Below are 24,115 nucleotides of genomic sequence, written 5' to 3'. Positions count from 1 at the left end.
TGAGAAATTCAATCCGCAACCGAGAGCCTGGACTGAGTCGCGTGTTCAAAAGCCCGGACGTTCAAGCCAGTTCGAAGAGGGGTCGAGCTGCGTTGAAGAAACTATTATACTAACATATCGATGGCCGATACCGAGGACGATCGGCCAGCCGCCAGGAGGAACCTAGCCAGATATGACTGTCGCCGCCGATTGCGCCTTGGACATGCGAGGCATCAGCAAGACGTTCCCGGGCGTGAAGGCTCTGTCCAACGTCAATTTCGCCGTGAAATTCGGTACCGTTCATGCGGTCGTGGGTGAGAACGGCGCCGGCAAATCGACGCTCATGAAAGTGCTCAACGGGTCCTACGCACCCACCAGCGGCACAATCAGGGTCGGCGGCGCCGAAGTGCGCATGCGCCGGCCCGCGGACGCCCAGGCGCTGGGCATCCGCATGGTGCATCAGGAAATCAATCTGGTCCCCGACCTGAGCGTCGCCGAAAACGTCTATCTCGGCCGCATGCCGGGCAAGTGGACCTTTCTGCGCAAGGGCGAGATGATCCGGGCTGCAGCCGCCGTTCTCGATGAGCTCGGAGCGGCCATCAACCCACGTGAACGGCTCGGCAACCTGTCGATCAGCCAGCAGCAGCTCGTCGAGATCGCCAAGGCCTACGCGGCGCAGCCCAGGATCATCGTCCTGGACGAACCGACATCCAGCCTCAGCGAGCATGAGACGGCGGCGTTGTTCCGGATCCTGCGCAAGATGCGCGATGACGGCATCGCCATCATCTACATCAGCCACCGACTGAAGGAGGTGCTCGAAATCGCCGACGAGGTGACTGTGCTGCGCGACGGCTCAATGATCGAGACGCGTCCGATCGAAGGCATAAATGCCGCTCACATGATCAGGCTGATGGTCGGTCGCGAAGTCAGCAATGTCTTCCCGAAAAGCCCGGCCGAGATCGGCAAGTCGGTGCTGCGCGTCGAACGCATCAGCGACGGCACGCGCTTCCGCAATGTCAGCTTCGATGTACGCGCCGGCGAGATACTGGGCTTGACGGGGCTGGTGGGCGCTGGCCGCACCGAGGTCGCCCGCGCAATCTTCGGCCTGTCGCGGCTTGTCGAGGGCTCGGTCAGCGTCAACGGACGCGAGGTCTCGATCAACTCGCCATCCCAGGCGGTCAGGGCAGGCATTGCCTATGTTCCGGAAGATCGCAAGGGCGACGGCGTCGTGCCTGGAATGTCGATCCGGGAAAACATCAGCCTGCCCATACTGCGCCGCCTGAGCCGTTTCGGTCGCATCAGCCGCAGCGCCGATCACTCGCTTGCCGCGGACTCGGTCAAGCAGTTTTCGATTTCACCGCCCGACGGCGAACGGCGCATCAGCCTTCTGTCGGGCGGTAACCAGCAGAAGGCGGTCATCGCCAAATGGCTTGCCGCCAAACCTTCGGCCTTGATCCTCGACGAGCCGACGCGGGGCGTCGACGTCGGCGCCAAGGCCGAGATCCACCACATCATCGGCCAACTCGTCGCCGGCGGCATGGCCGTCGTGATGATCTCGTCGGAGCTGCCCGAAATCCTCGGCGTCTGCGACCGCGTGGTGGTGATGCGCGATGGCTATGCCTCCGAGCCTCTCCTGCGCAGCGAATTGAGCGAGGAGCGCATCATGGCGCTAGCCACGGGGGAGGAGACGGCGTGACCGAAGCTGCCACGGAGATCGGCGGCGTGAACCGCAACGACCGCTTTACGCGTGGCAGCAGGCTTGTCGATGTCCTGTCGAAGGCGGGGCTGGCCTTCGCTATCCTCGCCGTGATGCTCTACGGCTCCTTCGTCAGCCCCGCCTTCTTCACATCAGGCAATTTGCTCAACGTCCTGACCTCGATGTCCATCGTCGGCATCGTCGTCGTCGGCATGACCTTCGTGCTCGTGGTCGGCGGCCTGGCCGACCTGTCGGTGCCGGCCACCATCGCCTGCGGCGCCATCCTGTCGCTCGGGCTGCAGCCGATGATCGGACCGCTGCCGGCCTTCGTGCTGGCGGTTGGTCTCGCGGGCCTCATAGGCCTGCTCAACGGGGTCCTGGTCGGATATGTCGGCATCAATCCAATCATTGCCACGCTCGGCATTGGCACGATCGGACTGGGCATCGTCCAGGCGGCTGTCGGCGGGGTCATCGTCTATGGCAGCAATCCCGCCTCCGCCGAATTCGCCAAGGGCCGGCTGTTCGGCATTCCGGTCGTGGTGCTGATCTTCCTGGTCATTGCTCTTGTCGGCCATTTCGTCCTGTCCCGCTCCTTCTGGGGCAGATGGACGCTCGCCACCGGAGGCAATTACAGCGCCGCCGAGGCGAGTGCCGTTCCGGTGCAGGCCGTGAAGGCCGGCGCTTTCGTGATCACGGCACTCGCTTCCGGCATCAGCGGCGGCCTGCTCGGGCTGACGCTGCAGAGCGCGCGACCGCTCATCGGCGGCGGCTACGAATTCAGTGCCATCACGGCGGTGGTGGTCGGCGGCGTGTCGATCGTCGGCGGCTTCGGATCGGTGCCACGGGCCATCGCCGGCCTCATCTTCGTGCATCTGCTGACCAACGTCATGGTGCTCGACGGTGTGCGCACGCCGATCCAGGGTTTCGTGCTCGGCATCCTGATCGTCGGCGCCGTCGGCATGGATGCGGCGCTGCGCAAGCGGGGCGTGTCGTGATGCGTTTTCTTTCGCTTGTCTCGCAGTATCGCGTCATCGTCATTCTCGGTCTGACGCTGGTCATTTCCGCGCTGGTGGTCCCCGGCTACCTCTCGGCATCGACCCTCGGCCTCGGCCTCGATCGGGCGGCGACAATCGGCCTGATCGCGATCGGCCTGACGGTGCTTTTGATATCGGGCCAGATCGACCTCTCCGGTGGCGCGGTGTTTGCCCTGGCCGGCATCGTATCGGTCATCCTGCAGCGAGAGATCGGCATCCTCCCTGCCGCGATCGTCGGCATCCTGGTCGGTACCCTGGCAGGCGCCGTCAACGGCATGCTGGTCGTCGGCCTGAAGGTGAATTCGCTCGTGCTGACGCTCGCGACGATGCTGATCTTCCGCTCGCTCGCGCACTGGATCACCAACAGCCAGCCGGTGACCGGAACCGACATCATGCTCTCCCTGGCGCTGGCCAAGATCTATCTCGATGTCTTCACCCTCCGTAGCGCGCTGTTCATCGCCCTGATCGTGCTGCTGCATTTCTGGCTGACGCGCACCATACCTGGGCGCAACGTCTTTGCGGTGGGGTCCAACCCGGCGGCTGCCAAGGAAAGCGGTATCGCCTCGGACCGTATCGTCTTTCTCGGCTTTGTCTTTGCCGGCACGCTTGCCGGCCTGGCGGGGGTTCTCCAGAGCCTCGTCACTAACACCGGCTCGCCCGTCTTCGGCTCGGAACTGACGGTCGCCGTCATTGCCGCGGTCGTTGTCGGCGGAACTCGTCTCGAAGGCGGCAGGGGATCCGCGCTCGGCACGCTCGGCGGCGTGCTGACAATCGGCTCGCTGACCATCGCGATGGAGTTCCAGTCCGTTCCCGCATACGTCCAGCAGGTCGTGTCCGGGCTTATCCTGATCCTGCTCGTCGTGCTCGATCGGGCCGTTACCACCAAGGGGAGGGCTCCGGGCACGCGCCCGGCGCTCGTTCGCGACAATCCAATCACTCAAGGAGGAACCACATGATTGGGAGGAAACACATGATTGGCAAGAAAAGCATGCTTCACGTCGCCGCTATGGCGGCTGTGCTGGCATCGACGGGCTGGGCCAGCGCCAAGACGGTCTGCTACGTGACGGCAGCGGATTCGCATGCCTACGCGACGCCGGCCAACAAGGCGCTTCAGGCGCGCGCCGCGGAACTCGGCATCGAGATCCTGAGCCTCAGCCAGGATTTCGACGTCCAGAAAGGCACCGAGCAGCTCAACACCTGCGTTGCGCGCAAGGTCGACGGCATCATCCTGTGGCCGCTCGACCCGCAGGCATACATACCGGGGCTGGCGCGCGCACAGCAGGCGAACATTCCGGCGATCCTCATCAATTCGCCGATGAGCGACGATGCCAAGCCGTTCATCAAGTCGTTCACCGGGCCTGATGTCTACGAGGAAGGCAAGCTGGCGGCGGACTCGCTGAGCAAGGCGCTCGGCGGCAAGGGCTCCGTCGTCATCATCGCCGGCCAGGCCGGCAACGGCACCACGATCGGACGTGTCAGCGGCTTCACCGACCGTCTCAAGGAAACCAATGCCGACATCAAGGTGCTCGACACGGTCAATGCCGACTTCGACCAGCAAAAGGCGCTGGTGGTCAGCCGCGATCTGATCACACGCTTCGGCGACCAGATCAGCGGTGTCTACGCCAATGACGACACGATGGCCCGCGGCTTCATCGACGCATGGAAGGAGGCCAACCCCTCCAAGGCCGCACCGCCGATTGTCGGCATCAATGGCCAGAAGGATGCGTTCGAATCCATCCGCACCAATGAGATGTACTCGACCATCGTCCAGTCGCCCGTCGAGGATGGCCGCCTGGCGATCAACACGATGGCCGAGATCATCGACGGGAAGCAGGTCAAGGACCGGCTGCCCATCCCGCTGACCGTCGTCACCAAGGACAACGTCAACGCGGTCGAACCCGCGTTCTGATACGAAGGGGGCCGGCCCGGTGTATTCGGGCCGGCCCCCTTTCCTTGCCAGAGAGAGAAATTCTAATAGCGGCGACAGAATTGGAATAAACTAACTCTACAGAGTTTGTGGAATAAGCAATCTGCACTGGCGATCTGGTTTCCACCCGGACAGGACCACGCCATGCCCACTCTTTCGCATCAGCTACTCACCAAAGCAGGCATATCCGGCCGCCTTCGCCAGGCAGCGGGAGAAAGGCCATGAGCCGGGTCGTGCCAGACCGCATCAAGGTGCTCTGGTTTCTGCCTACGCATGGCGACAGCCGCTACCTCGGCACGGCCGAGGGCGGCAGATCGGTCGATCTGCCGTATCTGACGCAAGTGGCGAAGGCGGCCGACACGCTCGGCTACTATGGCGTGCTGTTGCCGACCGGCCGCTCGTGCGAGGATTCCTGGGTGATCGCATCGGCTCTTGTGCCGATTACCGAGCGCTTGCGTTTCCTTGTCGCCGTGCGGCCCGGTTTGCAGTCGCCGACGCTGGCCGCGCGCATGACTGCGACGCTGGATCGCATCTCCAATGGCCGCCTGCTGATCAACGTCGTCACCGGCGGCGATCCGCTGGAGAACAAGGGCGACGGCATCTTCCTGTCGCATGCCGAACGCTATGAGGTGACGCAGGAGTTCTTGCAGATCTACAAGCGGGTGCTGAGCGGCGAGACGGTGGGGCACGAGGGCAAGCATTTCCACATCGAGGACGGCCGGCTGCTGTTTCCGCCGGTGCAGACGCCATATCCGCCATTGTATTTCGGGGGCTCGTCCGACGCTGGGTCCGTGGTGGCGGCGCAGGAGATCGACAAATATTTGACCTGGGGAGAGCCGCCAGCCGATGTCGAGCGCAAGCTGGACGGCATGCGTGAACTGGCGCAGAAGGCTGGCCGCAAGCTCTCCTTCGGCATTAGGCTGCATGTCATCGCCCGCGAAACCACCGAGGAGGCCTGGGCCGCTGCCGACAGGCTGATCAGCCGGCTCGACGACGCGACGATCGCCTCGGCGCAGAAGGTCTTTGCCCGCATGGATTCGGTCGGCCAGGCGCGGATGAGCGCATTGCATGGCGGCAATCGCGCCAAGCTCGAGATCGCCCCCAACCTCTGGGCCGGCGTCGGCCTGGTGCGCGGCGGCGCAGGTACCGCACTTGTCGGCGATCCCGACACGATCGCCGAGCGCATCGACGAGTACCGGCGCCTCGGCATCGATACCTTCATCCTTTCCGGCTATCCACATCTCGAAGAAGCCTATCGCTTCGGCGAGCTGGTGCTGCCGAAACTGCCGACCGACCATCCGGTCAAGGCAGCCGGCTCGTCCGTAAACACCGGTCCGTTCGGCGAAACCATCGCCGGCGACCACCGGCCGAAGTCGCTCGCCAGCGCCTCGTGAACTTGCTTCCTGCGTCCTCGCGGTTGCGCGTCGCCATTATTGGCGGCGGCTTTTCCGGTGCGGCGGTGGCGTGGCACCTGGCGCAAATGCCTCGACCGGAGCGCATTTCCATTTCCGTGATCGAGCCGCGACCCTTGATTGGCGGTGGCCTTGCCTATTCCAGCGAGGAACCCTCTCATCGGGTCAATGTTCCCGCGGTCAGGATGAGCATGGCTCCCGACGACCCGCAGCATTTTGCACGCTGGTTGACTGGCAGCGGAGAACTCGAACACGACCCGGATGCGATCTGGATGAACGGCGACGCTTTTCCGCGCCGGCGCGTGTTCGGTCGCTATGTTGCCGAGCATCTGGCGCCGCATCTCAATTCCGGCCTTGTCCATCATGTTGAAGGTTCCGCCACACGCGTGACACGCGATGCCAGTGGCGCGGGCTGGACCGTGCACACCTCTGCCGGACCGGTCGCCTCCGACATCGTCGTTCTAGCAGCAACGCATCCGCAGCCTGCAATTCCAGCCGCGTTGATCCACCTGACGGAAGCGCCGGGTTTCATCGCCGACCCATACGCAGCCGCGGCGCTTGCCGGGATCGGGCCGGACGCCTCGGTGCTGATCGTCGGCTCCGGGCTGACCTCGGCCGACATGGTCGCCGAACTTGACCGTCGTGGCCATCGTGGCCGCATCCTCACGCTGTCGCGCCGCGGCTTACGCTCGCGCGGACACCCCGATGTCAGGGGCGAGCCTTTTGGCGATTTTGCATCCGCGCCGGCGACGACGGCGCTCGGCCTGCTCAGGACCATTCGCGCGACGCTGGCAGCGGCAAGAGCGGCCAATGTCAACTGGCAGTCGGTCTTCGATCAGCTGCGCCTGCAGGGGCCGGTGCTGTGGGCCGCACTTGCCCCGCCGGAGCGGGCAAGGCTGGTCCGCCAGCTGCGCGTGTTCTGGGACGTGCATCGTTTCAGGATCGCCCCGCAGGTCGCCGCCGTGCTCGACCGGCGCCATGCCGCCGGTACAGTCGACACCATTGCCGCCAGGCTTGTTGCGTCGAACGATGAGGACGGCAGCCTGGCTGTCAGCTTTCAACGGCGCGGGCAGACCCGGATCGAGACGGCGCGCTTCGTTGCCGTCATCAACACCACCGGTCCGGCCCATGGGCGGGCGCTGCAGCTGAACCCGGCGCTAAGCTCGCTGGCGGAAACCGGCTTGATCAGGACGGACCAGTATGGGCTTGGCATCGAGACAGGTCTCGACAGCCGCGCGATCGGCCGGGACGGTGAGGCGGTCGCGACACTCCTGGTCGCCGGCCCGCTGGCACGAGGGACTTTCGGCGAGCTCATGGGTCTGCCGGAAGTCGCCCGCCATGCCCAGGCGGTCGCGGTTGAAATTGCCAAGCTGCTGGAAACGCTGCCGTCAGCGCAGGCCATCGGCGCCAATGCCGCGCAGGGTCCGGTCATGAGCTGACACCGGCAAACCGGGTTGGCCGAGCAAAATTGGTATTTCCGTCCCAAGAGGGGCTCAAAAACGGAAAATCCTTCTTTGTATATAGATTCCATAAACATAATAAATACCGACGAAACCGGCTGCGGTCGGATCGATCAACGAGATGGCCTGAATGGGAGACAGTTCATGGCACACGCAGAGACCGACTCGATCAAGTTTGCTTACTGGGTGCCGAATGTTTCGGGCGGCCTTGTGATCTCCAACATCGAGCAGCGCACCAACCATTCGGCCGAGTACAATCGCAAGCTGGCGCAGATCGCCGAGAAGTCCGGCTTTGATTACGCACTCAGCCAGATCCGCTTCACCGCCGGCTACGGCGCCGACGAGCAGCATGAATCGGTGGCGTTCAGCCATGATCTGCTGGCGGCGACCACAACGCTCAAGGTCATCGCGGCGATCCTGCCCGGACCGTGGAACCCGGCGCTGGCGGCCAAGCAGATCGCCACCATCAGCTATCTCACCAATGGCCGCGTCGCGATCAACCTCGTCTCCGGCTGGTTCCGTGGCGAGTTCCATGCCATCGGCGAGCATTGGCTCGACCATGACGAGCGCTATCGCCGCTCGGAGGAATTCATTCGTGCGCTGCGCGGAATATGGACCGAGGACAGCTTCACCTTCCGTGGCGATTTCTACCGCTTCAACGAATATTCGCTGAAGCCGAAACCGCCGCATCCGCTGCCCGAAATCTTCCAGGGCGGCTCGTCGCGCGCCGCGCGCGACATGGCATCGCGGGTCTCGGATTGGTACTTCACCAACGGCAACACGCCGGCCGAAATCGCCAAACAGGTCGACGACATCCAGGCCAAGGCGAAGGCCAACAACCATTCCGTCAAGGTCGGCGTCAATGCCTTCGCCGTCGTCCGCGAGACCGAGGATGAGGCCAGGGCGGTGCTCGCCGAGATCATCGCCAAGGCCAACCCCGAGGCGGTCAACGCTTTCGGCCACGAGGTCAAGAACGCCGGCAAAGCTTCGCCGGAAGGCGAGGGCAATTGGGCGAAATCCTCCTTCGACGATCTGGTCCAGTACAATGACGGCTTCCGCTCGAACCTGATCGGCACGCCAAGGCAAGTCGCCGAGCGCATCGTCGACCTGAAGCGCGCCGGCGCCGATCTCATCCTGCTCGGCTTCCTGCACTTCCAGGAAGAGGTCGAGTATTTCGGCAAGCATGTCATCCCGCTGGTCCGCGAACTGGAAAACGCCGAGGCGGCGGCGTCGCTGGCGGCGGAGTAGCCATCCCGCAGCCTGGCCCGCCACGGTCCGGCCAGCACACGCATGAAGGTTGCCGGCGCGCTCGATCCGTCGAGCGGCAATGAGGTTTTGCGCGCCTAATCAAGGACGATTGGAATGCCGTTGCCCAGTTATACTCTCGGAGTGATGGACGCTTCGGTCTATGCGCCGGAAGTCTTTGCGCGCGGCCTGCCGTCAAGCCCGCGGGAGCAGCAGTCCGAAGCCGGCAGCGAGGCGATCGGCTCCGTTACTGGTGTCGCCGCTCCGCTGCTTTCGCTCCAGGGCATCGGCCTGTCGTTCGGCGGCGTCGTCGCACTGGCCGATATCGACCTGTCGGTTCACCCAGGCGAAATTCGCGCCATCATCGGCCCGAACGGCGCCGGCAAAAGCTCGCTGATCAACGTCATCAGCGGCGTCTATCGGCCGGATCGCGGCCACGTCCGGCTCGACGGCACCTTCTATGCCCAGGTGCCGACGCAGCAGTTGGCTCACCTCGGTGTCGCCAGAACCTTCCAGAACCTTGCACTGTTCAAGGGTCTCAGCGTCCTCGACAATGTCGCTTCCGGCCTCGCCTACAAGGTTCGCTCCAACTTTGCCGGCCAGGTGCTCGGCATCGGCCGCTCGCGCGGCGAGCAGCGCGAAACACGCAGCCGCGCGGAACAGATCCTCGAATTTCTCGACCTCACCGCCATTCGCGACCGTCTTGTCGGCACCTTGCCTTACGGACTGCAGAAGCGTGTCGAACTGGCCCGCGCACTGGTGGCCGAGCCGCGTCTGCTTTTGCTCGACGAGCCGATGGCCGGCATGACCGCGAGCGAAAAGAGCGAGATGGCGGCTTTCGTCCGTGCCGCGCGCGATCGTTTCGCCACCACCGTGGTGTTGATCGAGCACGATGTCGGCGTCGTCATGGGCCTGTCCGACCGCATTGCCGTTCTCGACTACGGCCGCAAGATCGCCGACGCCACGCCAGACGAGGTCAGGAACGACCAGCGCGTCATCGATGCCTACCTCGGCGTCGCCTCGGACAATGAGGACGGGGCAGGCATATGATCGCCGATTTCGACTACCAGTTCTTCATCGAAGTGCTCGTCGGCGGCCTGCTCTCCGGCGTCATGTACTCGCTGGTCGCGATCGGCTTCGTGCTGATCTACAAGACCTCGGGCGTGCTCAATTTCGCGCAAGGCGCGATGCTGTTGTTCGCGGCACTCACCTTCGTCAGCCTTATCGAGCGCGGCATCCCGTTCGCGCTGGCGCTGGTGATCACTTTCGCCATCATGGTCGCCATGGGTGTCGCCATCGAGCGCACGGTGCTGCGGCCGCTGACCAACAAGCCGCCGATCACACTGTTCATGGCGACGCTCGGCCTGTCCTACATCATCGAGGGCGCCGCCCAGCTGATCTGGGGCACGCAGGTCCACGGCCTCGATCTCGGCATCGAGGACGTGCCGCTGGAAATCGGCGGCGTGCTGATCAGCCAGTTCGACATTTTTGCCGCAGTGATTGCCGCCGGCATGGTCCTCTTGCTGTCGCTGTTTTTCCGCTACACCCGCATCGGCCTCTCCTTTCGCGCCGTCGCCGACGATCAGTTCGCGGCCCTCGCGGTCGGTCTCAGGCTGCCGCTGATCTGGGCCACCGTCTGGGCTGCTGCCGGTCTTGTCGCACTGGTGGCGGGACTGCTCTGGGGTGCGCGCCTCGGTGTGCAGTTCTCGCTGTCGCTGGTGGTGCTCAAGGCGCTGCCGGTGCTGGTGCTCGGCGGCTTCGATTCCATCCTCGGTGCCATCGTCGGCGGGTTGCTGATCGGCGCCAGCGAGAAGCTCGCCGAGGTCTATATCGGCGACTATTTCGGCGGCGGCATAGAGAGCTGGTTCGCCTATGTCGTCGCGCTGGTCTTCCTGCTGATCCGTCCTTCCGGCCTGTTCGGCCAGAAGCTCGTCGAGAGGATCTGAGCCATGACCGCCATAACAAGCGATTTCTCGTCCGCGCCGGTGCTGCCGAAATGGGTTGTGCCCGTGTTGCTGCTCGCCTTCGCCTATGGCGTCGTGCCGCTGATCGGCTCGAGCTATCTGTTCGAGGCCATCCTGCTGCCGTTCCTGGCGCTCAGCCTCGCCGGCGTGGGCTTGAACATCCTGACCGGCTATGCCGGCCAGGTTTCGCTGGGTAGTGCTGCCTTCATGGCGGCGGGCGCCTTCGCCGCCTATAATTTCAACCTGCGCGTCGAAGGCCTGCCGCTGATCGGCAGCATTTTCCTGGCCGGCATCGTCGCCGCCGCGATCGGCATCGTCTTCGGCCTGCCTAGCCTGCGGCTCAAAGGCTTCTACCTCGCGGTTTCGACGCTCGCCGCGCAGTTCTTCGTGCAATGGGCGCTGACCAAGTTCAGCTGGTTCTCCAACAACTCGGCTTCCGGCGTCATCGACGCGCCGAGATTGTCGATTTCAGGCTTCGCGCTCGACGGCGCCATCGGCCGCTATCTCTTCGCGCTAACCATCGTCACCGTTCTGACCATCCTCGCCCATCGGCTGGTCTCGTCGCAGACCGGGCGCAACTTCATCGCCATCCGCGACAATGAAACCGCTGCCCGCATCATCGGCATCCCGGTGCTGAAGACCAAGCTGCTGGCCTTCGCCATCTCGTCCTTCATCATCGGCGTTGCCGGCGTCATCTGGGCCTTCGCCTATCTCAGAACCGTCGAGCCGGACGGCTTCGATCTCGACCGGTCGTTCCAGATCCTGTTCATCATCATCATCGGTGGCCTGGCTTCGATCCGCGGCGCGTTTTTCGGCGCCGCCCTCATCGTGGTCTTCCCGCTCGCTCTGTCGCGCCTCGGCGGCTTCCTGCTTGGCGATCTCTTCGATTCGGGCGTGCTCGACATGAGCCAGCGCATCGTGCTGGGCGCGCTCATCATCCTGTTTCTGATCCTTGAACCCGACGGGCTGGTGGCGCTGTGGGACAGGGTCCGAAGACGGCTCGTGTTCGCCTGGCAGTCGACCTGAGCCCATGCATCCACTCCGAACCGACGTTTGAAAATGAACCAGAGGCCGAACCCAAGACGGCCCATACCGGGAGTAACTCAACCATGAATTTCCTGAGCACAATCAAGGCGGCGGCGCTGTCCACGGCGATGATCGTGTCGGTGGCCTTGCCCGCCGCGCACGCCGACGAACAATATTTCCCGCTGCAGAGCTATCGCGTCGGGCCTTATGCGGCCGGCGGCACCGGCTTCTTCGGCGGCTTCATCGACTATCTCAACCTCATCAACATCCGCGACGGCGGCGTCAACGGCGTCAAGCTGACCTGGGACGAATGCGAAACCCAGTACGAGGTCGAGCGCGGCGTCGAATGCTACGAGCGGCAGAAGAGCCATGCCGGCGCCGCCGCCTGGAACCCGCTCTCGGTCGGCATCGCCTATGCCATGATCGACCGCATCACCGCCGACAAGGTGCCGCTGATCACCGTCAACCACGGCCGCACCGACTCCACCGACGGGCGTGTCTTCCCTTACGTCTTCCCGCTGCTGCTCAATCCCTACAGCGAGACGTCAGGCATCGTGAACTACATCGCATCCAAGGAAGGCGGCATCGACAGGCTGAAGGGCAAGAAGATCGTCGTGCTCTATCACGGCTCGCCCTACGGCAAGGAAACCATCCCGATCTATGAATTGCTGGCGCAGAAATACGGCTTCACCGTGCAGCAGATCGAGGTGCCGCATCCCGGCAACGAGCAGCAGTCGCAGTGGCTGACGATCCGCCGCGCCAAGCCGGACTTCGTCGTCCTGCGCGGGTGGGGCGTGATGAACCCGGTGGCGCTGAAAACGGCGGTCAAGGTCGGCTATCCCGTCGATCACATCCTCGGCAATGTCTGGTCGAATTCTGAAGAGGATGTCATCCCGGCCGGCGACGCCGCCAAGGGTTACACCGCCATCACCACGCAGGCTTCCGGCAACTCCTACCCGGTGGTTCAGGAGATCGTGAAGACGGTCTACGGCGCCGGCAAGGGTAACCTCGAAGACAAGGCGCGTATCGGCTCGGTCTACCACAATCTCGGCATCGTCAACGGCATCCTCAATGTCGAGGCGATCCGCGTCGCGCAGGAGAAGTTCGGCCACCGCACGCTGACCGGCGACGAGGTCCGCTGGGGCTTCGAACACCTCAAGCTCGATCCGGCCAAGGTCGAGGCGCTTGGCGCCAAGGACCTGTTCCACTCGATCAATGTCAGCTGGGACAATCACGAAGGCGAAGGCTACGTGACCTTCCAGCAGTGGGACGGCAAGAAGTGGAACGTCGTCTCCGACTGGATCGCGCCGGACTGGGCGCTGCTGCGGCCGATCATCGAGAAGTCCGCCGAGGCCTACGCCGCCGAGAAGGGCATCAAGCTGCGCACCGCGGATGATGCCAACGCAGTGACCACCAACTGATCAGGGCAGAGCCGGGCGCAGCGGATAGGGTTCCGCAGCGCCCGGCCTGTTCGGTTCATCGAACCACAAAATGAGAGCCCCATGCCGGACGATGACGTCATTCTTGCCGTGGATACGGTTCATGCCACCTACAACCACGCCATCACGGCGCTGCACGGCGTCAGCTTCGAACTTCGGCGCGGCCAGATCCTGGCATTGCTTGGCGCCAATGGCGCCGGCAAGACCACGACGCTCAAGGCCGTCTCCAATTTGCTGCCGGCCGAGCGTGGCCAGGTCAATGCAGGCACCATCCGCTATGAAGGCTCGGATGTCTCGCGCCGCAAGCCGGGCGATCTCGTGCGCGCCGGCCTGGTCCAGGTGCTGGAAGGCCGGCATTGCTTCAAGAGCCTCACCGTCGAGGAAAATCTGGTTGCCGGCGGCATTGGCCGCAGTGGCCGCCGCGCCGAGATCAACGAAGATCTCGAGCGGATCTACGGCTATTTCCCGAGGCTCAGGGAAAAGCGCCGGACATCGTCCGGCCTGACTTCTGGCGGCGAACAGCAGATGACCGCCATCGGCCGGGCGCTGATGTCGCGGCCGCGCCTGCTGGTCCTCGACGAACCGTCGATGGGTCTCGCGCCGCTCATCGTCCAGAACATCTTCCAGACGCTCAGAAAGCTGAACCGCGAGACCGGCCTGTCGATCCTGGTCGCCGAGCAGAATTCGGCGGTGGCGCTCCGTTATGCCGACCACGCCACTGTGCTCGAAAACGGCGTCTCCGTTCTCACTGGTGCGGCCGCCGAGCTTCGCCAGCGCGAGGACATCAGGGCCTTCTACCTCGGTCAATCGACCGCCGGGCAACAGCCTTCGCCCGCCGTCAAACCAGCCCATCTCCATGCCGTTGCCTGAAATGAAATCCCAAGGAGCAGTGAAATGACCGTTTCGACCGTCAAGACCGACCAGGCTTCCGCCGCCGTGCCGGCAGTCGCAAGACCGACCGCGCCGGCGCACATCATCAAGGACGCCGCCGAGGCGATTGCTATCGCCCACGCGCTCGCCGCCGAATTCGTCAAGGACTCCTCAAGGCGCGACCGCGAGCGGATCTGGCCGGTTGCCGAACTCGATGCCTTTTCGCAAAGCGGCCTGTGGTCGATCAACGTGCCCAAGGCATTCGGCGGGCCGGAATTGTCCTATGCGACGCTGGCGAAGGTGATCGAGATCATCTCGGCGGCCGATTCCTCGATCGGCCAGATTGCCCAGAACCATCTCGGCGTGGTCGCCGCCATCCGCACCGTGTCCGACGCGGACCAGCAGAAGCTGCTGTTTGCCGAAGCGTTGAAAGGCACGCGGTTCGGCAACGCCTTTTCCGAGTTCGGCTCCAAACGCGCCGCCGATTTCGAAACCCGCTTCACCGATGCCGGCGACCATGTCGTCGTCAATGGCCGCAAATTCTATTCGTCCGGCGCGCTGCTCGCTCATCTCGTGCCGATCGTCGCGCTCGATGACCAAGGCCGTGCCTGGTATGCGATCGCCGACCGCGGCGCGCCCGGCCTGACCGTCATCGACGATTGGTCGAGCTTCGGCCAGCGCACGACGCTGTCCGGCACCGTCATCATCGACAACGTCAAGGTGCCGAAGACGCATCTGGTGCCAGGCTACAAGGGTTTTGACAGGCCAACCGCCGACGGCGCCATCTTCCAGATCATCCAAGTGGCGGTCGACACCGGCATCGCCCAGGCAGCGATCGACGAGACGGTCAATTTCGTCAGGACCAAGAGCCGAGCCTGGATCGACAGTGGCGTCGACAATGCCTGGGACGATCCCTACACCATCCAGGCCATCGGCGACCTGACGCTGCGCCTGCACGCGGCGCAGGCGCTGCTGGAAAAGGCCGGCCTGGCAATCGACCGGGCGGTGATCGAGCCGACCGCCGACACGGTGGCGCACGCCCAGATCGTCACCGCCGAGGCAAAAATCCTGTCGACCGAGATCGCCATTGCCGCCACCAACAAGCTGTTCGAACTTGCGGGGACCCGCTCAACGCTGGCCGAACACAATCTCGACCGGCATTGGCGCAACGCGCGCACGCACACGCTGCACGATCCGGTGCGCTGGAAATATTCGATCCTCGGCAAATATTTCCTCAACGGCGAAAACCCGCCGCTGCACGCCTGGAGCTGATTTCTCACCGGCGGGCGAGAGGCTCGCCACAGCAAAATTTTTCGGCCACTATACCCCAAGAGGTTCACTGCCATGTCAAATCCAACAGTCGTCGGCTTTTCCGGCAACATCACCCGGCCGTCAAAGACGCGCGCCTTCGTCGATCTGGTCACCAGGGACATCGCCGCCAGCCACAGTCTGTCGGCGACCACTTATGATATCGAGGATCTCGGCCCGTCGCTCGGCACGGCAAGATGGGCCCGCGACCTCGATAGCCAGGCCCGGGCGATCCTGGACGAAGTCCTCGCTGCCGACGTGCTCGTCGTCGGCTCGCCGACCTACAAAGGCAGCTATACCGGCCTGTTCAAGCACTTCTTCGACCTGATCGATCCGGCAGCGCTGCGGGGGAAGCCCATCGTGTTGACGGCGACCGGCGGTGGCGAGCGCCACGCCTTGATTGTCGAACATCAGCTGCGGCCGCTGTTCGGCTTCTTCGAGGCCTTTGCGCTGCCCACCGCCGTCTACGCCACCGACAAGGATTTCACCGACGGCGTGCTACACTCCGAGGCGATCCTTAAGCGTGCCGCGCAGGCGGTCGACGAGGTCGGCTTCGTGCTGGCCAACCGCTCGGCAGGCAGGATCGCCGCCGAATAGACGCCGTCGGCGGATTACGCCGCAACCGAAATTCGCGTAATGATTGATCTCGCTTACGCAATTTACGACTGCCCGCTAAAAACGTTCCTGTCTGATTCGTCTGGGACAGGAACGTCATGAGCAAAGCCCTCACATCCTTCGCATTGGTCGCCGTGCTGACCGCCTTGCTCATGGCGTTGAGCCTGGCTGTCGCCAGGCACGGCTATCCCTATGGTGCCATCGGCGTCAGGCGCCTTGACGGCATCGCCGACGCCGGCGTGTTCATCCCGATTGCCGCTGTCTATTTCTTCAGCGCAATGCTGATGATGATCCTGCCGATCAGGGCGGCCGGCATCGTCCTGACCCATGCCGCCGATGCCCTCTTCTGGACCGTGATTGCACTGTTTGCGACCATCGTCGGCTGTCTTGTCGCCAGATGGGCGTTCGGGCAGGGCAGCGCCGTGTGGGCATTGCTGAACTGGCGGTTCCTGTTTGCGGCGGCGATCGTAGGTTGTCACTTCGTCATGAACGAGCTGCGCCGCAACGTGCTGCTGCGCAGCCTGTTCTTCGTGGTCTTTGCCGCCGCGACGCTGGCCTGCCTGTTCTGGTCGTTCACGCTCTGACCGGATCGCACTGCCGCCGGCTAATCGGCTGATCCGGCGGCGATGTTGCCGATGGCAATTTCCATCCATGTCCAGAGATAGGCGGCAAGACCGCGATCGACATGGATGCGCAGCTTGCCGTCATGGCAATAGACGACGGCGCTGATGCCGGCGAAGGAAAGCGCTGCACTGGCACTTGGCTGGCTGGGATCGAGCGTCGTTCCACGCGCGATGAAAGCATCGAGCGCCGTGCCCTCGGCCTCGAATATTTGCAACCCGGCGCTGATCGCCGTCGCCGCGAACCCGTCTGCATGCCAGCCCGTGGGGATGGGGAGCGGGCTCTTCGACACGACGAGCAACCGGTCGCGCGCCAGCCGCGCCGCATAGCGGTCGCCCTGTGCGGTACCAAAAGCACCCACGCCAGTTCCGTCGACACCGGAAGCCCTTGCCCACGCGTCGAGGTCGCCACTGACCAGAAGCTGGTTGAGGCCGCAGATCGCGCTGACCGCAAGGCCCGGCGTGGCGATGACCGCACCCTGCCAGTCCGGTGCAACGGACCATTTTTCCGCGAGATCACGCATGCAGCCGCTCTCCTGCCGGGTCGAAGGCGCAAGGGGCGGTAATCGTCGCCTTGCTGATCTTGCCGAGATGCTGGATGTCGATCGTCTCGCCGTGCCGCGTCGCGCCGCGCTCGATCAGCCCAAGCGCAACCGGGCGGCCGAGCGTCGGGCTCTGGTAGCTCGAGGTGACAAAGCCCTGGCTGCGCAATCTGCCGTCGCTCCGTTTGATGCCGTGCGCGCCGGTCGGCAGCGGCGCTTCGCCTTGCGGCACCGCCAATCCGACAAGCTGCATGCGGTTGTCACGCGAGGCCTCCTCTGTGAACAGCGAGCGGCGGCCGACGAACTCGGTCTGGCGCTTGGCGCGCGGACCGTCGACGCCGAGATCATGCGGCAACGTGGTGCCGTCAGTGTCCTTGCCGATGACGATAAAGCCTTTCTCTGTCCGCAGGATCATCAGCGCCTCGAGTCCGATGACGACGGCCTCGAGCGCCTGGCCGGCCTCGCGCAGATGCGCCCATAACGGCTCGGCGCGATCGGCCCGGATGGAGATTTCGTAGCTCCTGTCGCCAGTGAAGCTGACGCGGGCAATACGGACATCGTCGCCGGCATAGGTGCCATGAGCGATCGCCATATGCGGCAGGTCGGCATCGTCGAGCGAGAGGCCGAGGCCAAGCGTTTCGAGCAGTTTTCGGGAGTTTGGCCCCGAGACGGTCAGCGTCGCCATGTCTGATGTGGCGTTGTGGATGTAGACGGCGTCGCGCCCAAAACGGTCCTGACGCCATTCCTCCAGCCGGGCGTGCACGGCAGCGACATGCGAGGACGAGCACGAGACGACGAAGCGATGCTCGTCCAACCGCACCAGAACGCCGTCGTCGAAGACCACGCCGTTCTCCGACAGCATGAAGCCGTAGCGGCAGCGGCCGGGCTTCAGCGTCGACATGGTGTTGTAGTACAGAAAATCCACGAATGCGGCCGCCTGCGGCCCGATCACCTCGATCTTGCCGAGCGTCGAACCATCGAACAGCGCCACGGATTGACGGGCGCGCCGTGCCTCGTCCGCGATCGAACGCTCCGCGTCCGCATTGCCGCCATAATGAGCCGGGCGCAGCCAGCCGCCATATTCCTGAAAGATGGCGCCGCTGGCGCGATGGACGTTTTCGAGCGGCAACCGGCGCACCGGCGCCATCAATTCGCCGACGTGCGCCCCGGCAAAGCTTGCCAAAGGCACCGGCGTGAACGGCGGCCGATAGGTGGTGGTGCCAACCTCCGGCACGGTGCGGCCGGTGATGCCGGCCATCAGCGCCAGGCCCGGCAGGTTGGAGGTCTTGCCCTGGTCGGTCGCCATGCCAAGCGTGGTGTAGCGCTTCAGATGTTCAACCGAGACGAAGTTTTCGCGCGCTGCCAGTTCGACGTCCTTCACCGTCACGTCGTTTTGATAGTCGATCCAGATGCGTCCCTTCGAGCCCGGCATTGGCCATGCCGCGACTATGCCGTCCGTTGCCTCCGGCCCGGTGCTCCGCGGTAGGGGAGCCTTCGTCTGGCCGAGCGATGCAACGGCGGTGCTGGCGCCAGCAAACACCTCCGACAAGGAAACCGCGCCGGCAGCCGCACCTGCCACCGCGATGTTATCGACCGGATCGCCCGGCAGAAAGGCCGCGCGCGCCTCGCTCCAGGCGAGCTTGCCCCTGGCCTGGCCGAAGAGATGGATGGTCGGCGTCCACCCGCCGGAGACCAGAACGCAATCGGCATCGAACCTCGTGCCGTCGTCGAGCGTTACGCCGTCGACGCGCAGCCTGCCGCTGGCGGATATGAGAGAACGCCCTTTGGCCAGCCGGACATTGGCCGGCGCGGCAGGCGTGCCGTCGCGCCGGATGTCGACAAGCCTGACTTCGGCGCCGGCCTCGGCAAGCGCCCCCGCCACCTCATAGGCGCTGTCATTGTTGGTGGCGACGACGATGCGGCGGCCGACCAGCACAGCGTGGCGCCGGAGATAGGCGAGCGCCGCATCCGCCGATAGGATGCCCGGCAAGTCGTTGTTGGCGAAGGGCAGCGACCGCTCGATGGCGCCGGCCGCCAGCACGATCTGGCGCGGCCTGACCCGCCACAGCGTATCCGGCCGGCCGTCGAGATGACGCTGGTTCAGCCCGACCAGATTGTGGTCGTAAATGCCGAAGGCGGTGGTCGAAGGCAGGATGAGGTGACCGCCAGCGGCAAGCTCGGCAATCGTCTCCTTGACCCATACGGCCGCCGGCTTGCCGTCGATCTCCGCGGCACGATGGCTGAGCGATCCGCCGGGGCTATGCTGGTCGTCAACCAGTGTGACGGTCAGGCCAGCACCAGACGCCAGCCTTGCCGCCGCCAGCCCGGCCGGTCCCGCGCCTACAACCAGCACATCGCAATGATGGTTTATCTGGTCCGCCGTGCCCGGCGAGATCCAGTCGGCCTCGACTGTGCCCAATCCCGCCATGGCGCGGATGCGCGGCTCGAACCTGTGCCAGTCCGGCCACATGAAAGTCTTGTAGTAGAACGCCGCCGGTATGAAGCGTGCGAAACGGTCGAGAAAGGCGTTGCGGTCGGCCAGCGCGCTGGGCGTGGCGTTGACGCTTTTCGCCACCAGCCCGTCGCGCGCCGGCTCGGTCGTGGCGCGCGTGTTGGGCTTCGCTGGCACGCTGCCGCCGAGATCGACCAGCGCGTTCGGCTCCTCGACGCCGGCACCCCAGATGCCGCGCGGCCGGTGATATTTGAAGCTGCGGCCGACGACCGCGACGTCGCCGGCCAGCAGCGCCGAGGCGATGGTGTCGCCGGCAAAGCCATGCACGGTGGCGCCGTCGAAGCTGAAGCGGATCGGGCGCGAGCGGTCGATAGCGCTGCCGCCGGTGGCAAGACGCGAGGCGGTCACGCGGCATGCTCCCCGTCGAGAGCGGCCGAAGACAGCACCTTGTGGGTGATGGTGTCCCGCTCCATGACGAAGAACTCGCCGCAAATCATGTGAACCCAGATCTCGCGCGCCGCGCCTTTCGGGTTGCTGCGCAGATAGAGATAGTTTGCCCAGCGATCGATCGGCACGTCGGCACCGTCAGGCCTGATGTTGCCGGCATCGCCGCCATAGTGGAATTCGGTCTCGTCACGCGGGCCGCAAAATGGGCAAGGGAACAACTGCATGATTGCCTCTAATGCGCGATGCCGGAGCCGGCCGCTTCGTCGATCAGCCGCCCGCTGGCGAAGCGGTCAAGGTCGAACGGACGGCTGATGTCGTTGTGCTTGCCGGTCGCCAGCAGGTTTGCCAGCAGCGTGCCGCCGGCGGGAATGGCCTTGAAGCCGCCCGTGCCCCAGCCGCAATTGAGGAACAGGCCGGGCAGCGGCGATTCGCCGATGATCGGCGAGGAATCCGGCACCACGTCGACGATACCTGCCCATTGCCGCATCAGCTTGAGCTGGCCAAAGATCGGGAACATCTCCAGCACGCCGGCAATCACCGCCTCCAGCGTCGGCAAATTGCCGCGCTGCGCATAGGAAGGAATGCGGTCGAGGCCGCCGCCGATGACGATCTCGCCCTTGTCCGACTGGCTGACATAGACGCCGCAGCCGGGCGACAGCACCACCGTGTCGAGGATCGGCTTGACCGGCTCGGACACGCAGGCTTGCAGCGCGTAGGAATTGATCGGCAGCCGAAAACCGGCCTTTGCCGCCAGCACCGAGGAATGCCCGGCTACCGCCATGCCGATGCGCTCGGCACGGATCGCGCCACGCGAAGTCTGGACGCCGCGGCAGCGGCCGCCCTCGATGATGAAATCGGTGATCTCGCAGTTCTGGATGATGTCGACACCGAGCCGGCTCGCGGCCCGCGCATAGCCCCAGGCGACGGCGTCATGGCGCGCCGTTCCGGCCCTGCCTTGCCAGATGCCGCCGAACACCGGGAAGCGCGCGTCCGGCGAAAAATTGTAGATCGGCGCCACCCGGCGCACATCGTCAGGTGAAAACAGTTCCGCATCGATGCCGTTGATCTGCATGGCGTTGACGGTGCGCGCGCCGATCTCCATCTCGGCGGTCGAGTGGCACAGATTGACCATGCCGCGCTGCGACAGCATGACGTTGTAGTTCAAATCCTTGGCCAGCCCCTCATAGAGCCGGTGCGCCAGCCCGTAGAGCTCGACGCTTTCGGGATAATAATAGTTGGAGCGCACCACGGTGGTGTTGCGGCCGGTGTTGCCGCCGCCGATCCAGCCCTTTTCCAGCACCGCCACCCTGGCGATGTTGTGGTTTTTTGCCAGATAATAGGCGGTCGCGAGTCCATGGCCGCCGCCGCCGATGACGATCGCGTCGTAGGACGGCTTCGGCTCGGGCGAGCGCCAGGCCGGCTGCCAGCCGGTCTGGCCGGCCAAGCCCTCCTTGAAGAGCGACAGAGCGGAATAGCGTCGGGTCATGGCGTGCCGGACAGGCCTGATTTTCGGAAAGGAGCGTGGATCATCGAATGGTCTTTTACAGGGATGGCGCCGGTTCGATCGGTCATGCCCGCATCGCCTTGCCCAGTGGATCGTATGGCGACGAAGCGATGACGCGCGCACCTCTTTCGACGCCGACGATGTGGGTTGTCAACTCAGTATCGATATCGGCCGCCTCGCGCTCGACCAGCGCCATGACGAGGCTCTTGCCGACCGTATGGCCGTAGCCGCCGGAGGTGACGAATCCGGCCAGCTTACCCTTGTTCCAGACCGGCTCGTAGCCGCTGGCATCGGCATCCGCCGCGTCGATTTCGAGCGTCACCAGCGTGCGCCTGGATGGAGCCTTCTGCTCTTTCAGCGCCGCCTCACGGCCGATGAAATCGCCCTTGTCGAAGGCAATCCAGCGGTCCATGCCGGTCTCATCAGGCGTATAGTCCTGCGTGAACTCGCGCGACCAGATGCCAAAGCTCTTTTCGAGCCGCAGCGAATTGACCGCGCCGAAGCCGTATTCGGTGACGCCCAGATCGTTGCCTGCGGCAAGCAGCGCGCGGCGCAGGCCCGCGTGCTCATTGGCCTGGCAATGGATCTCGTAGCCGAGCTCGCCGATGACCGACAGCCGACCGGCCTTGGCCCGCACCAGGCCGACATCGAGCGTCCTGCATGCAAGAAAGCCAAAGGCCTCGTGCGAAACATCCTGATGTGTGAGGCGCTCAAGCAGCATTCGCGCATTGGGACCGGCGAGGGAGAAACCGACTACCGCATCGGAAATGTCGCGGACGGTGACGCCGTCGCCCAGATGCTGTTCGAACCAACGCATATGCCACTGGCGCAGATAATAGGAGCCCATGACCCACCAGGAGCCATCTCCCCAGTTGAAGACGGTGAGGTCGCCCTTGAGCTTGCCGTTCTCGCCCAGCATCGGCGCGAGTTTCGCACGGCCGGGCTTCGGCAGCGCACAGGCAAGCAGCCGGTCGAGCCAGGCCTCCGCCTGAGGCCCAGAAATCTCATAGCGCGAGAAGGCTGATATATCGAGCAGGCCAACGCCTTCGCGCACCTTGCGGCATTCCTGTGCGACGATGTCGAAGGCGTTGGAGCGCTTCAGCGTCGGTGTCTCGACGAAGCCTTGCGGCGCGAAATAGAGCGGCACTTCCATGCCCCATGAATTGCCCCAGCGCGCGCCTGCGGCCTCCATCGCGTCATGCGCCCCGGCCGTCTTCAAGGGCCGTCCCGCCGGCAACTGCTCGTTGGGATAGCTCATGACAAAGCGGCGCGAATAGAACTGCCCGGTGGTCTGCCTGATGTATTCGCGGTTGGAGGCGAAATCGCCATAGCGGGCGATGTCCATGCCGTAGACGTCGGCTTCCGGCTCGCCATGGATCATCCATTCGGCAAGCGATTTGCCGACGCCACCGCCTTGCAGGAAACCGGCCATGACACCGCACGCCACCCAGTAGTTGGGAACGCCGCGCACCGGGCCGACCAGCGGATTGCCGTCCGGCGAGAAGGTGAAGGCGCCGTTCACCCAGCGCTTGATGCCGGCATTCTCCAGGCAGGGGTAACGGCTGAAGCCGAGCGCCAGCTCGTCGGCGATGCGGTCGGTATCTTCCTGGATCAGTTCGATGCCGTAGTCCCAGGGCGCCCCGTCCATGTTCCAGTGCTTGTGGTTGACCTCATAGATACCAAGCAGAAGGCCTTTCTGCTCCTGGCGCATGTAGGTGAAGCCTTCGAGATCGACGATCAGCGGCAATTCCATGTCCAGCGCCTGGATTTCGGGCAATGCCTCGGTGACGAGATAATGGTGTTCCATCGGCGATACCGGCAGGTCGATGCCGGCCATCCTGCCGACCTGCTTGGCCCACAGTCCGCCGGCATTGACGACGTGCTCGGCAATCACCGTGCCCTTCTCGGTGACCACGTCCCAGCCGCCATCGGCGCGGCGGTTCAGTTCCAGCACCCGGTTGTGCTCGATGATGTCGGCGCCGCGCAGCCTGGCTGCCTTGGCATAGGCGTGCACCACGCCTGAGGGATCGATATGGCCCTCGCGCGCGGCATAGAGGCCTCCCAGCATGCCGTCGGTGTTGAGGATCGGGCAGCGCTGCTTGATCTCATCGACACCGACCAGGTGGACATCGTCGATGCCCATGGTCTGGAAGATGCGGTAGGAGGCCTTGAGCCATTCCCAGCGCTCGGGCGCCGAGGCGACCGAGATGCCGCCGGTCATGTGCATGCCGATGCTCTGGCCCGATTCCTTCTCGACCTCGGAGAGCAGGTCGATCGTATAGGCCTGCAGGGCGGCGATGTTGGGATCGGCGTTCAGCGCATGGAATCCGCCGGCCGCATGCCAGCTCGATCCCGCTGTCAGTACCTCGCGTTCGATAAGCGCGACGTCGCTCCAGCCGAACTTCGCCAGGTGATAGAGCACCGAGGCTCCAACCACGCCGCCGCCGATGACGATCGCCCTGTATTGGGATTTCATCCTGTCGCACTCCACCCAGTCAGTGTGGCGTACCCTATCGGTATTGTACATATGTGTCCAGAGCTTGGCGGAGGACGGAATGAACGGTCCATGATGTCG

At 64.3% G+C, this 24,115-nt stretch carries 20 protein-coding genes; 15 read left to right on the top strand and 5 right to left on the bottom strand.

The genetic code is table 11. The features are described from left to right. Positions 1-172 precede the first annotated feature (172 nt). From NKK51_RS03495 to NKK51_RS03425, 15 genes are all read left to right on the top strand, one after another. Positions 173-1,675 (top strand): sugar ABC transporter ATP-binding protein, encoded by a 1,503-nt coding sequence (locus tag NKK51_RS03495; RefSeq protein WP_352551217.1) that lies wholly within the window; start codon positions 173-175, stop codon positions 1,673-1,675. Continuing rightward, positions 1,672-2,670: an ABC transporter permease gene (locus NKK51_RS03490; protein ID WP_352551215.1), complete on the top strand. Its 999-nt coding sequence runs from the start codon at positions 1,672-1,674 to the stop codon at positions 2,668-2,670. The genes NKK51_RS03495 and NKK51_RS03490 overlap by 4 nt, the downstream gene beginning before the upstream one ends. Next, positions 2,670-3,665 carry an ABC transporter permease gene (locus tag NKK51_RS03485; RefSeq protein WP_127322263.1) on the top strand — a complete coding sequence of 332 codons (996 nt, stop codon included), beginning with the start codon at positions 2,670-2,672 and terminating at the stop codon, positions 3,663-3,665. Before NKK51_RS03490 ends, NKK51_RS03485 begins: the two co-directional genes overlap by 1 nt. Positions 3,666-3,679: 14 nt before the next feature. Beyond that, entirely contained in the window at positions 3,680-4,618 is a 939-nt protein-coding gene (locus NKK51_RS03480; protein ID WP_128302819.1) for a sugar ABC transporter substrate-binding protein, read from the top strand. 239 nt (positions 4,619-4,857) lie between these two features. Further along, positions 4,858-6,030: an FMNH2-dependent alkanesulfonate monooxygenase gene (ssuD, locus tag NKK51_RS03475; RefSeq protein ID WP_128302820.1), complete on the top strand. Its 1,173-nt coding sequence runs from the start codon at positions 4,858-4,860 to the stop codon at positions 6,028-6,030. After that, positions 6,027-7,487 (top strand): FAD/NAD(P)-binding protein, encoded by a 1,461-nt coding sequence (locus tag NKK51_RS03470; RefSeq protein ID WP_352551213.1) that lies wholly within the window; start codon positions 6,027-6,029, stop codon positions 7,485-7,487. The genes ssuD and NKK51_RS03470 overlap by 4 nt, the downstream gene beginning before the upstream one ends. Positions 7,488-7,652: 165 nt before the next feature. Then, entirely contained in the window at positions 7,653-8,756 is a 1,104-nt protein-coding gene (sfnG, locus tag NKK51_RS03465; RefSeq protein WP_352551211.1) for a dimethylsulfone monooxygenase SfnG, read from the top strand. Positions 8,757-8,870: 114 nt separating this feature from the next. After that, positions 8,871-9,803, top strand: coding sequence for an ABC transporter ATP-binding protein (locus NKK51_RS03460; protein ID WP_352551209.1), 933 nt, complete (start codon positions 8,871-8,873; stop codon positions 9,801-9,803). Continuing rightward, complete coding sequence (locus NKK51_RS03455) at positions 9,800-10,699, top strand: branched-chain amino acid ABC transporter permease (protein WP_352551207.1); 900 nt, start codon at positions 9,800-9,802, stop codon at positions 10,697-10,699. The genes NKK51_RS03460 and NKK51_RS03455 overlap by 4 nt, the downstream gene beginning before the upstream one ends. 3 nt (positions 10,700-10,702) lie before the next feature. Beyond that, positions 10,703-11,743: a branched-chain amino acid ABC transporter permease gene (locus tag NKK51_RS03450; RefSeq protein ID WP_352551205.1), complete on the top strand. Its 1,041-nt coding sequence runs from the start codon at positions 10,703-10,705 to the stop codon at positions 11,741-11,743. 83 nt (positions 11,744-11,826) lie between these two features. Then, on the top strand, positions 11,827-13,164 hold the full coding sequence (locus tag NKK51_RS03445) for an ABC transporter substrate-binding protein (RefSeq protein ID WP_352551204.1): 1,338 nt from the start codon (positions 11,827-11,829) through the stop codon (positions 13,162-13,164). Positions 13,165-13,245: 81 nt separating this feature from the next. Continuing rightward, a complete protein-coding gene (locus tag NKK51_RS03440; RefSeq protein ID WP_352551203.1) occupies positions 13,246-14,052 on the top strand; it encodes an ABC transporter ATP-binding protein in 807 nt (268 codons plus the stop codon). Positions 14,053-14,076: 24 nt separating this feature from the next. Then, positions 14,077-15,324 (top strand): SfnB family sulfur acquisition oxidoreductase, encoded by a 1,248-nt coding sequence (locus NKK51_RS03435; protein WP_023811543.1) that lies wholly within the window; start codon positions 14,077-14,079, stop codon positions 15,322-15,324. 72 nt (positions 15,325-15,396) lie between these two features. Then, positions 15,397-15,957 carry an FMN reductase gene (gene msuE / locus NKK51_RS03430; RefSeq protein WP_023811544.1) on the top strand — a complete coding sequence of 187 codons (561 nt, stop codon included), beginning with the start codon at positions 15,397-15,399 and terminating at the stop codon, positions 15,955-15,957. Positions 15,958-16,073: 116 nt separating this feature from the next. After that, entirely contained in the window at positions 16,074-16,559 is a 486-nt protein-coding gene (locus NKK51_RS03425) for a hypothetical protein (protein ID WP_023811545.1), read from the top strand. A gap of 20 nt (positions 16,560-16,579) precedes the next feature. Here NKK51_RS03425 and NKK51_RS03420 read toward each other — a convergent pair whose 3' ends face one another. The 5 genes from NKK51_RS03420 to NKK51_RS03400 form a co-directional block, all read right to left on the bottom strand. Next, on the bottom strand, positions 16,580-17,119 hold the full coding sequence (locus NKK51_RS03420; RefSeq protein WP_352551202.1) for a hypothetical protein: 540 nt from the start codon (positions 17,117-17,119) through the stop codon (positions 16,580-16,582). Then, the gene (locus NKK51_RS03415; protein WP_352551200.1) at positions 17,112-19,997 is read right to left on the bottom strand and encodes a sarcosine oxidase subunit alpha family protein; all 2,886 of its coding nucleotides are present in this window, start codon (positions 19,995-19,997) and stop codon (positions 17,112-17,114) included. Before NKK51_RS03415 ends, NKK51_RS03420 begins: the two co-directional genes overlap by 8 nt. Further along, positions 19,994-20,260, bottom strand: a complete 267-nt coding sequence (locus NKK51_RS03410) for a sarcosine oxidase subunit delta (protein WP_352551198.1) — start codon at positions 20,258-20,260, stop codon at positions 19,994-19,996. The genes NKK51_RS03415 and NKK51_RS03410 overlap by 4 nt, the downstream gene beginning before the upstream one ends. Positions 20,261-20,268: 8 nt before the next feature. Then, positions 20,269-21,522, bottom strand: coding sequence for a sarcosine oxidase subunit beta (locus NKK51_RS03405; protein WP_352551196.1), 1,254 nt, complete (start codon positions 21,520-21,522; stop codon positions 20,269-20,271). 82 nt (positions 21,523-21,604) lie between these two features. Next, positions 21,605-24,016 (bottom strand): GcvT family protein, encoded by a 2,412-nt coding sequence (locus NKK51_RS03400; RefSeq protein WP_352551194.1) that lies wholly within the window; start codon positions 24,014-24,016, stop codon positions 21,605-21,607. Positions 24,017-24,115 lie beyond the last annotated feature (99 nt).

This window comes from Mesorhizobium sp. M0011 (genome assembly GCF_040324155.1).
Taxonomy (GTDB): Bacteria; Pseudomonadota; Alphaproteobacteria; order Rhizobiales; family Rhizobiaceae; genus Mesorhizobium.
This window is presented reverse-complemented; position numbering and strand designations above follow the sequence as displayed.

Bases quoted from the DNA above. Each gene is read 5' to 3' on its own strand.
- NKK51_RS03495 (WP_352551217.1), top strand. From the start codon at position 173: ATGACTGTCGCCGCCGATTGCGCCTTGGACATGCGAGGCATCAGCAAG.
- msuE (WP_023811544.1), top strand. From the start codon at position 15,397: ATGTCAAATCCAACAGTCGTCGGCTTTTCCGGCAACATCACCCGGCCG.
- NKK51_RS03405 (WP_352551196.1), bottom strand. From the start codon at position 21,522: ATGACCCGACGCTATTCCGCTCTGTCGCTCTTCAAGGAGGGCTTGGCC.
- NKK51_RS03435 (WP_023811543.1), top strand. From the start codon at position 14,077: ATGACCGTTTCGACCGTCAAGACCGACCAGGCTTCCGCCGCCGTGCCG.
- ssuD (WP_128302820.1), top strand. From the start codon at position 4,858: ATGAGCCGGGTCGTGCCAGACCGCATCAAGGTGCTCTGGTTTCTGCCT.
- sfnG (WP_352551211.1), top strand. From the start codon at position 7,653: ATGGCACACGCAGAGACCGACTCGATCAAGTTTGCTTACTGGGTGCCG.
- NKK51_RS03400 (WP_352551194.1), bottom strand. From the start codon at position 24,016: ATGAAATCCCAATACAGGGCGATCGTCATCGGCGGCGGCGTGGTTGGA.
- NKK51_RS03450 (WP_352551205.1), top strand. From the start codon at position 10,703: ATGACCGCCATAACAAGCGATTTCTCGTCCGCGCCGGTGCTGCCGAAA.
- NKK51_RS03420 (WP_352551202.1), bottom strand. From the start codon at position 17,119: ATGCGTGATCTCGCGGAAAAATGGTCCGTTGCACCGGACTGGCAGGGT.
- NKK51_RS03485 (WP_127322263.1), top strand. From the start codon at position 2,670: ATGCGTTTTCTTTCGCTTGTCTCGCAGTATCGCGTCATCGTCATTCTC.
- NKK51_RS03480 (WP_128302819.1), top strand. From the start codon at position 3,680: ATGATTGGCAAGAAAAGCATGCTTCACGTCGCCGCTATGGCGGCTGTG.
- NKK51_RS03460 (WP_352551209.1), top strand. From the start codon at position 8,871: ATGCCGTTGCCCAGTTATACTCTCGGAGTGATGGACGCTTCGGTCTAT.
- NKK51_RS03445 (WP_352551204.1), top strand. From the start codon at position 11,827: ATGAATTTCCTGAGCACAATCAAGGCGGCGGCGCTGTCCACGGCGATG.
- NKK51_RS03425 (WP_023811545.1), top strand. From the start codon at position 16,074: ATGAGCAAAGCCCTCACATCCTTCGCATTGGTCGCCGTGCTGACCGCC.
- NKK51_RS03410 (WP_352551198.1), bottom strand. From the start codon at position 20,260: ATGCAGTTGTTCCCTTGCCCATTTTGCGGCCCGCGTGACGAGACCGAA.
- NKK51_RS03455 (WP_352551207.1), top strand. From the start codon at position 9,800: ATGATCGCCGATTTCGACTACCAGTTCTTCATCGAAGTGCTCGTCGGC.
- NKK51_RS03440 (WP_352551203.1), top strand. From the start codon at position 13,246: ATGCCGGACGATGACGTCATTCTTGCCGTGGATACGGTTCATGCCACC.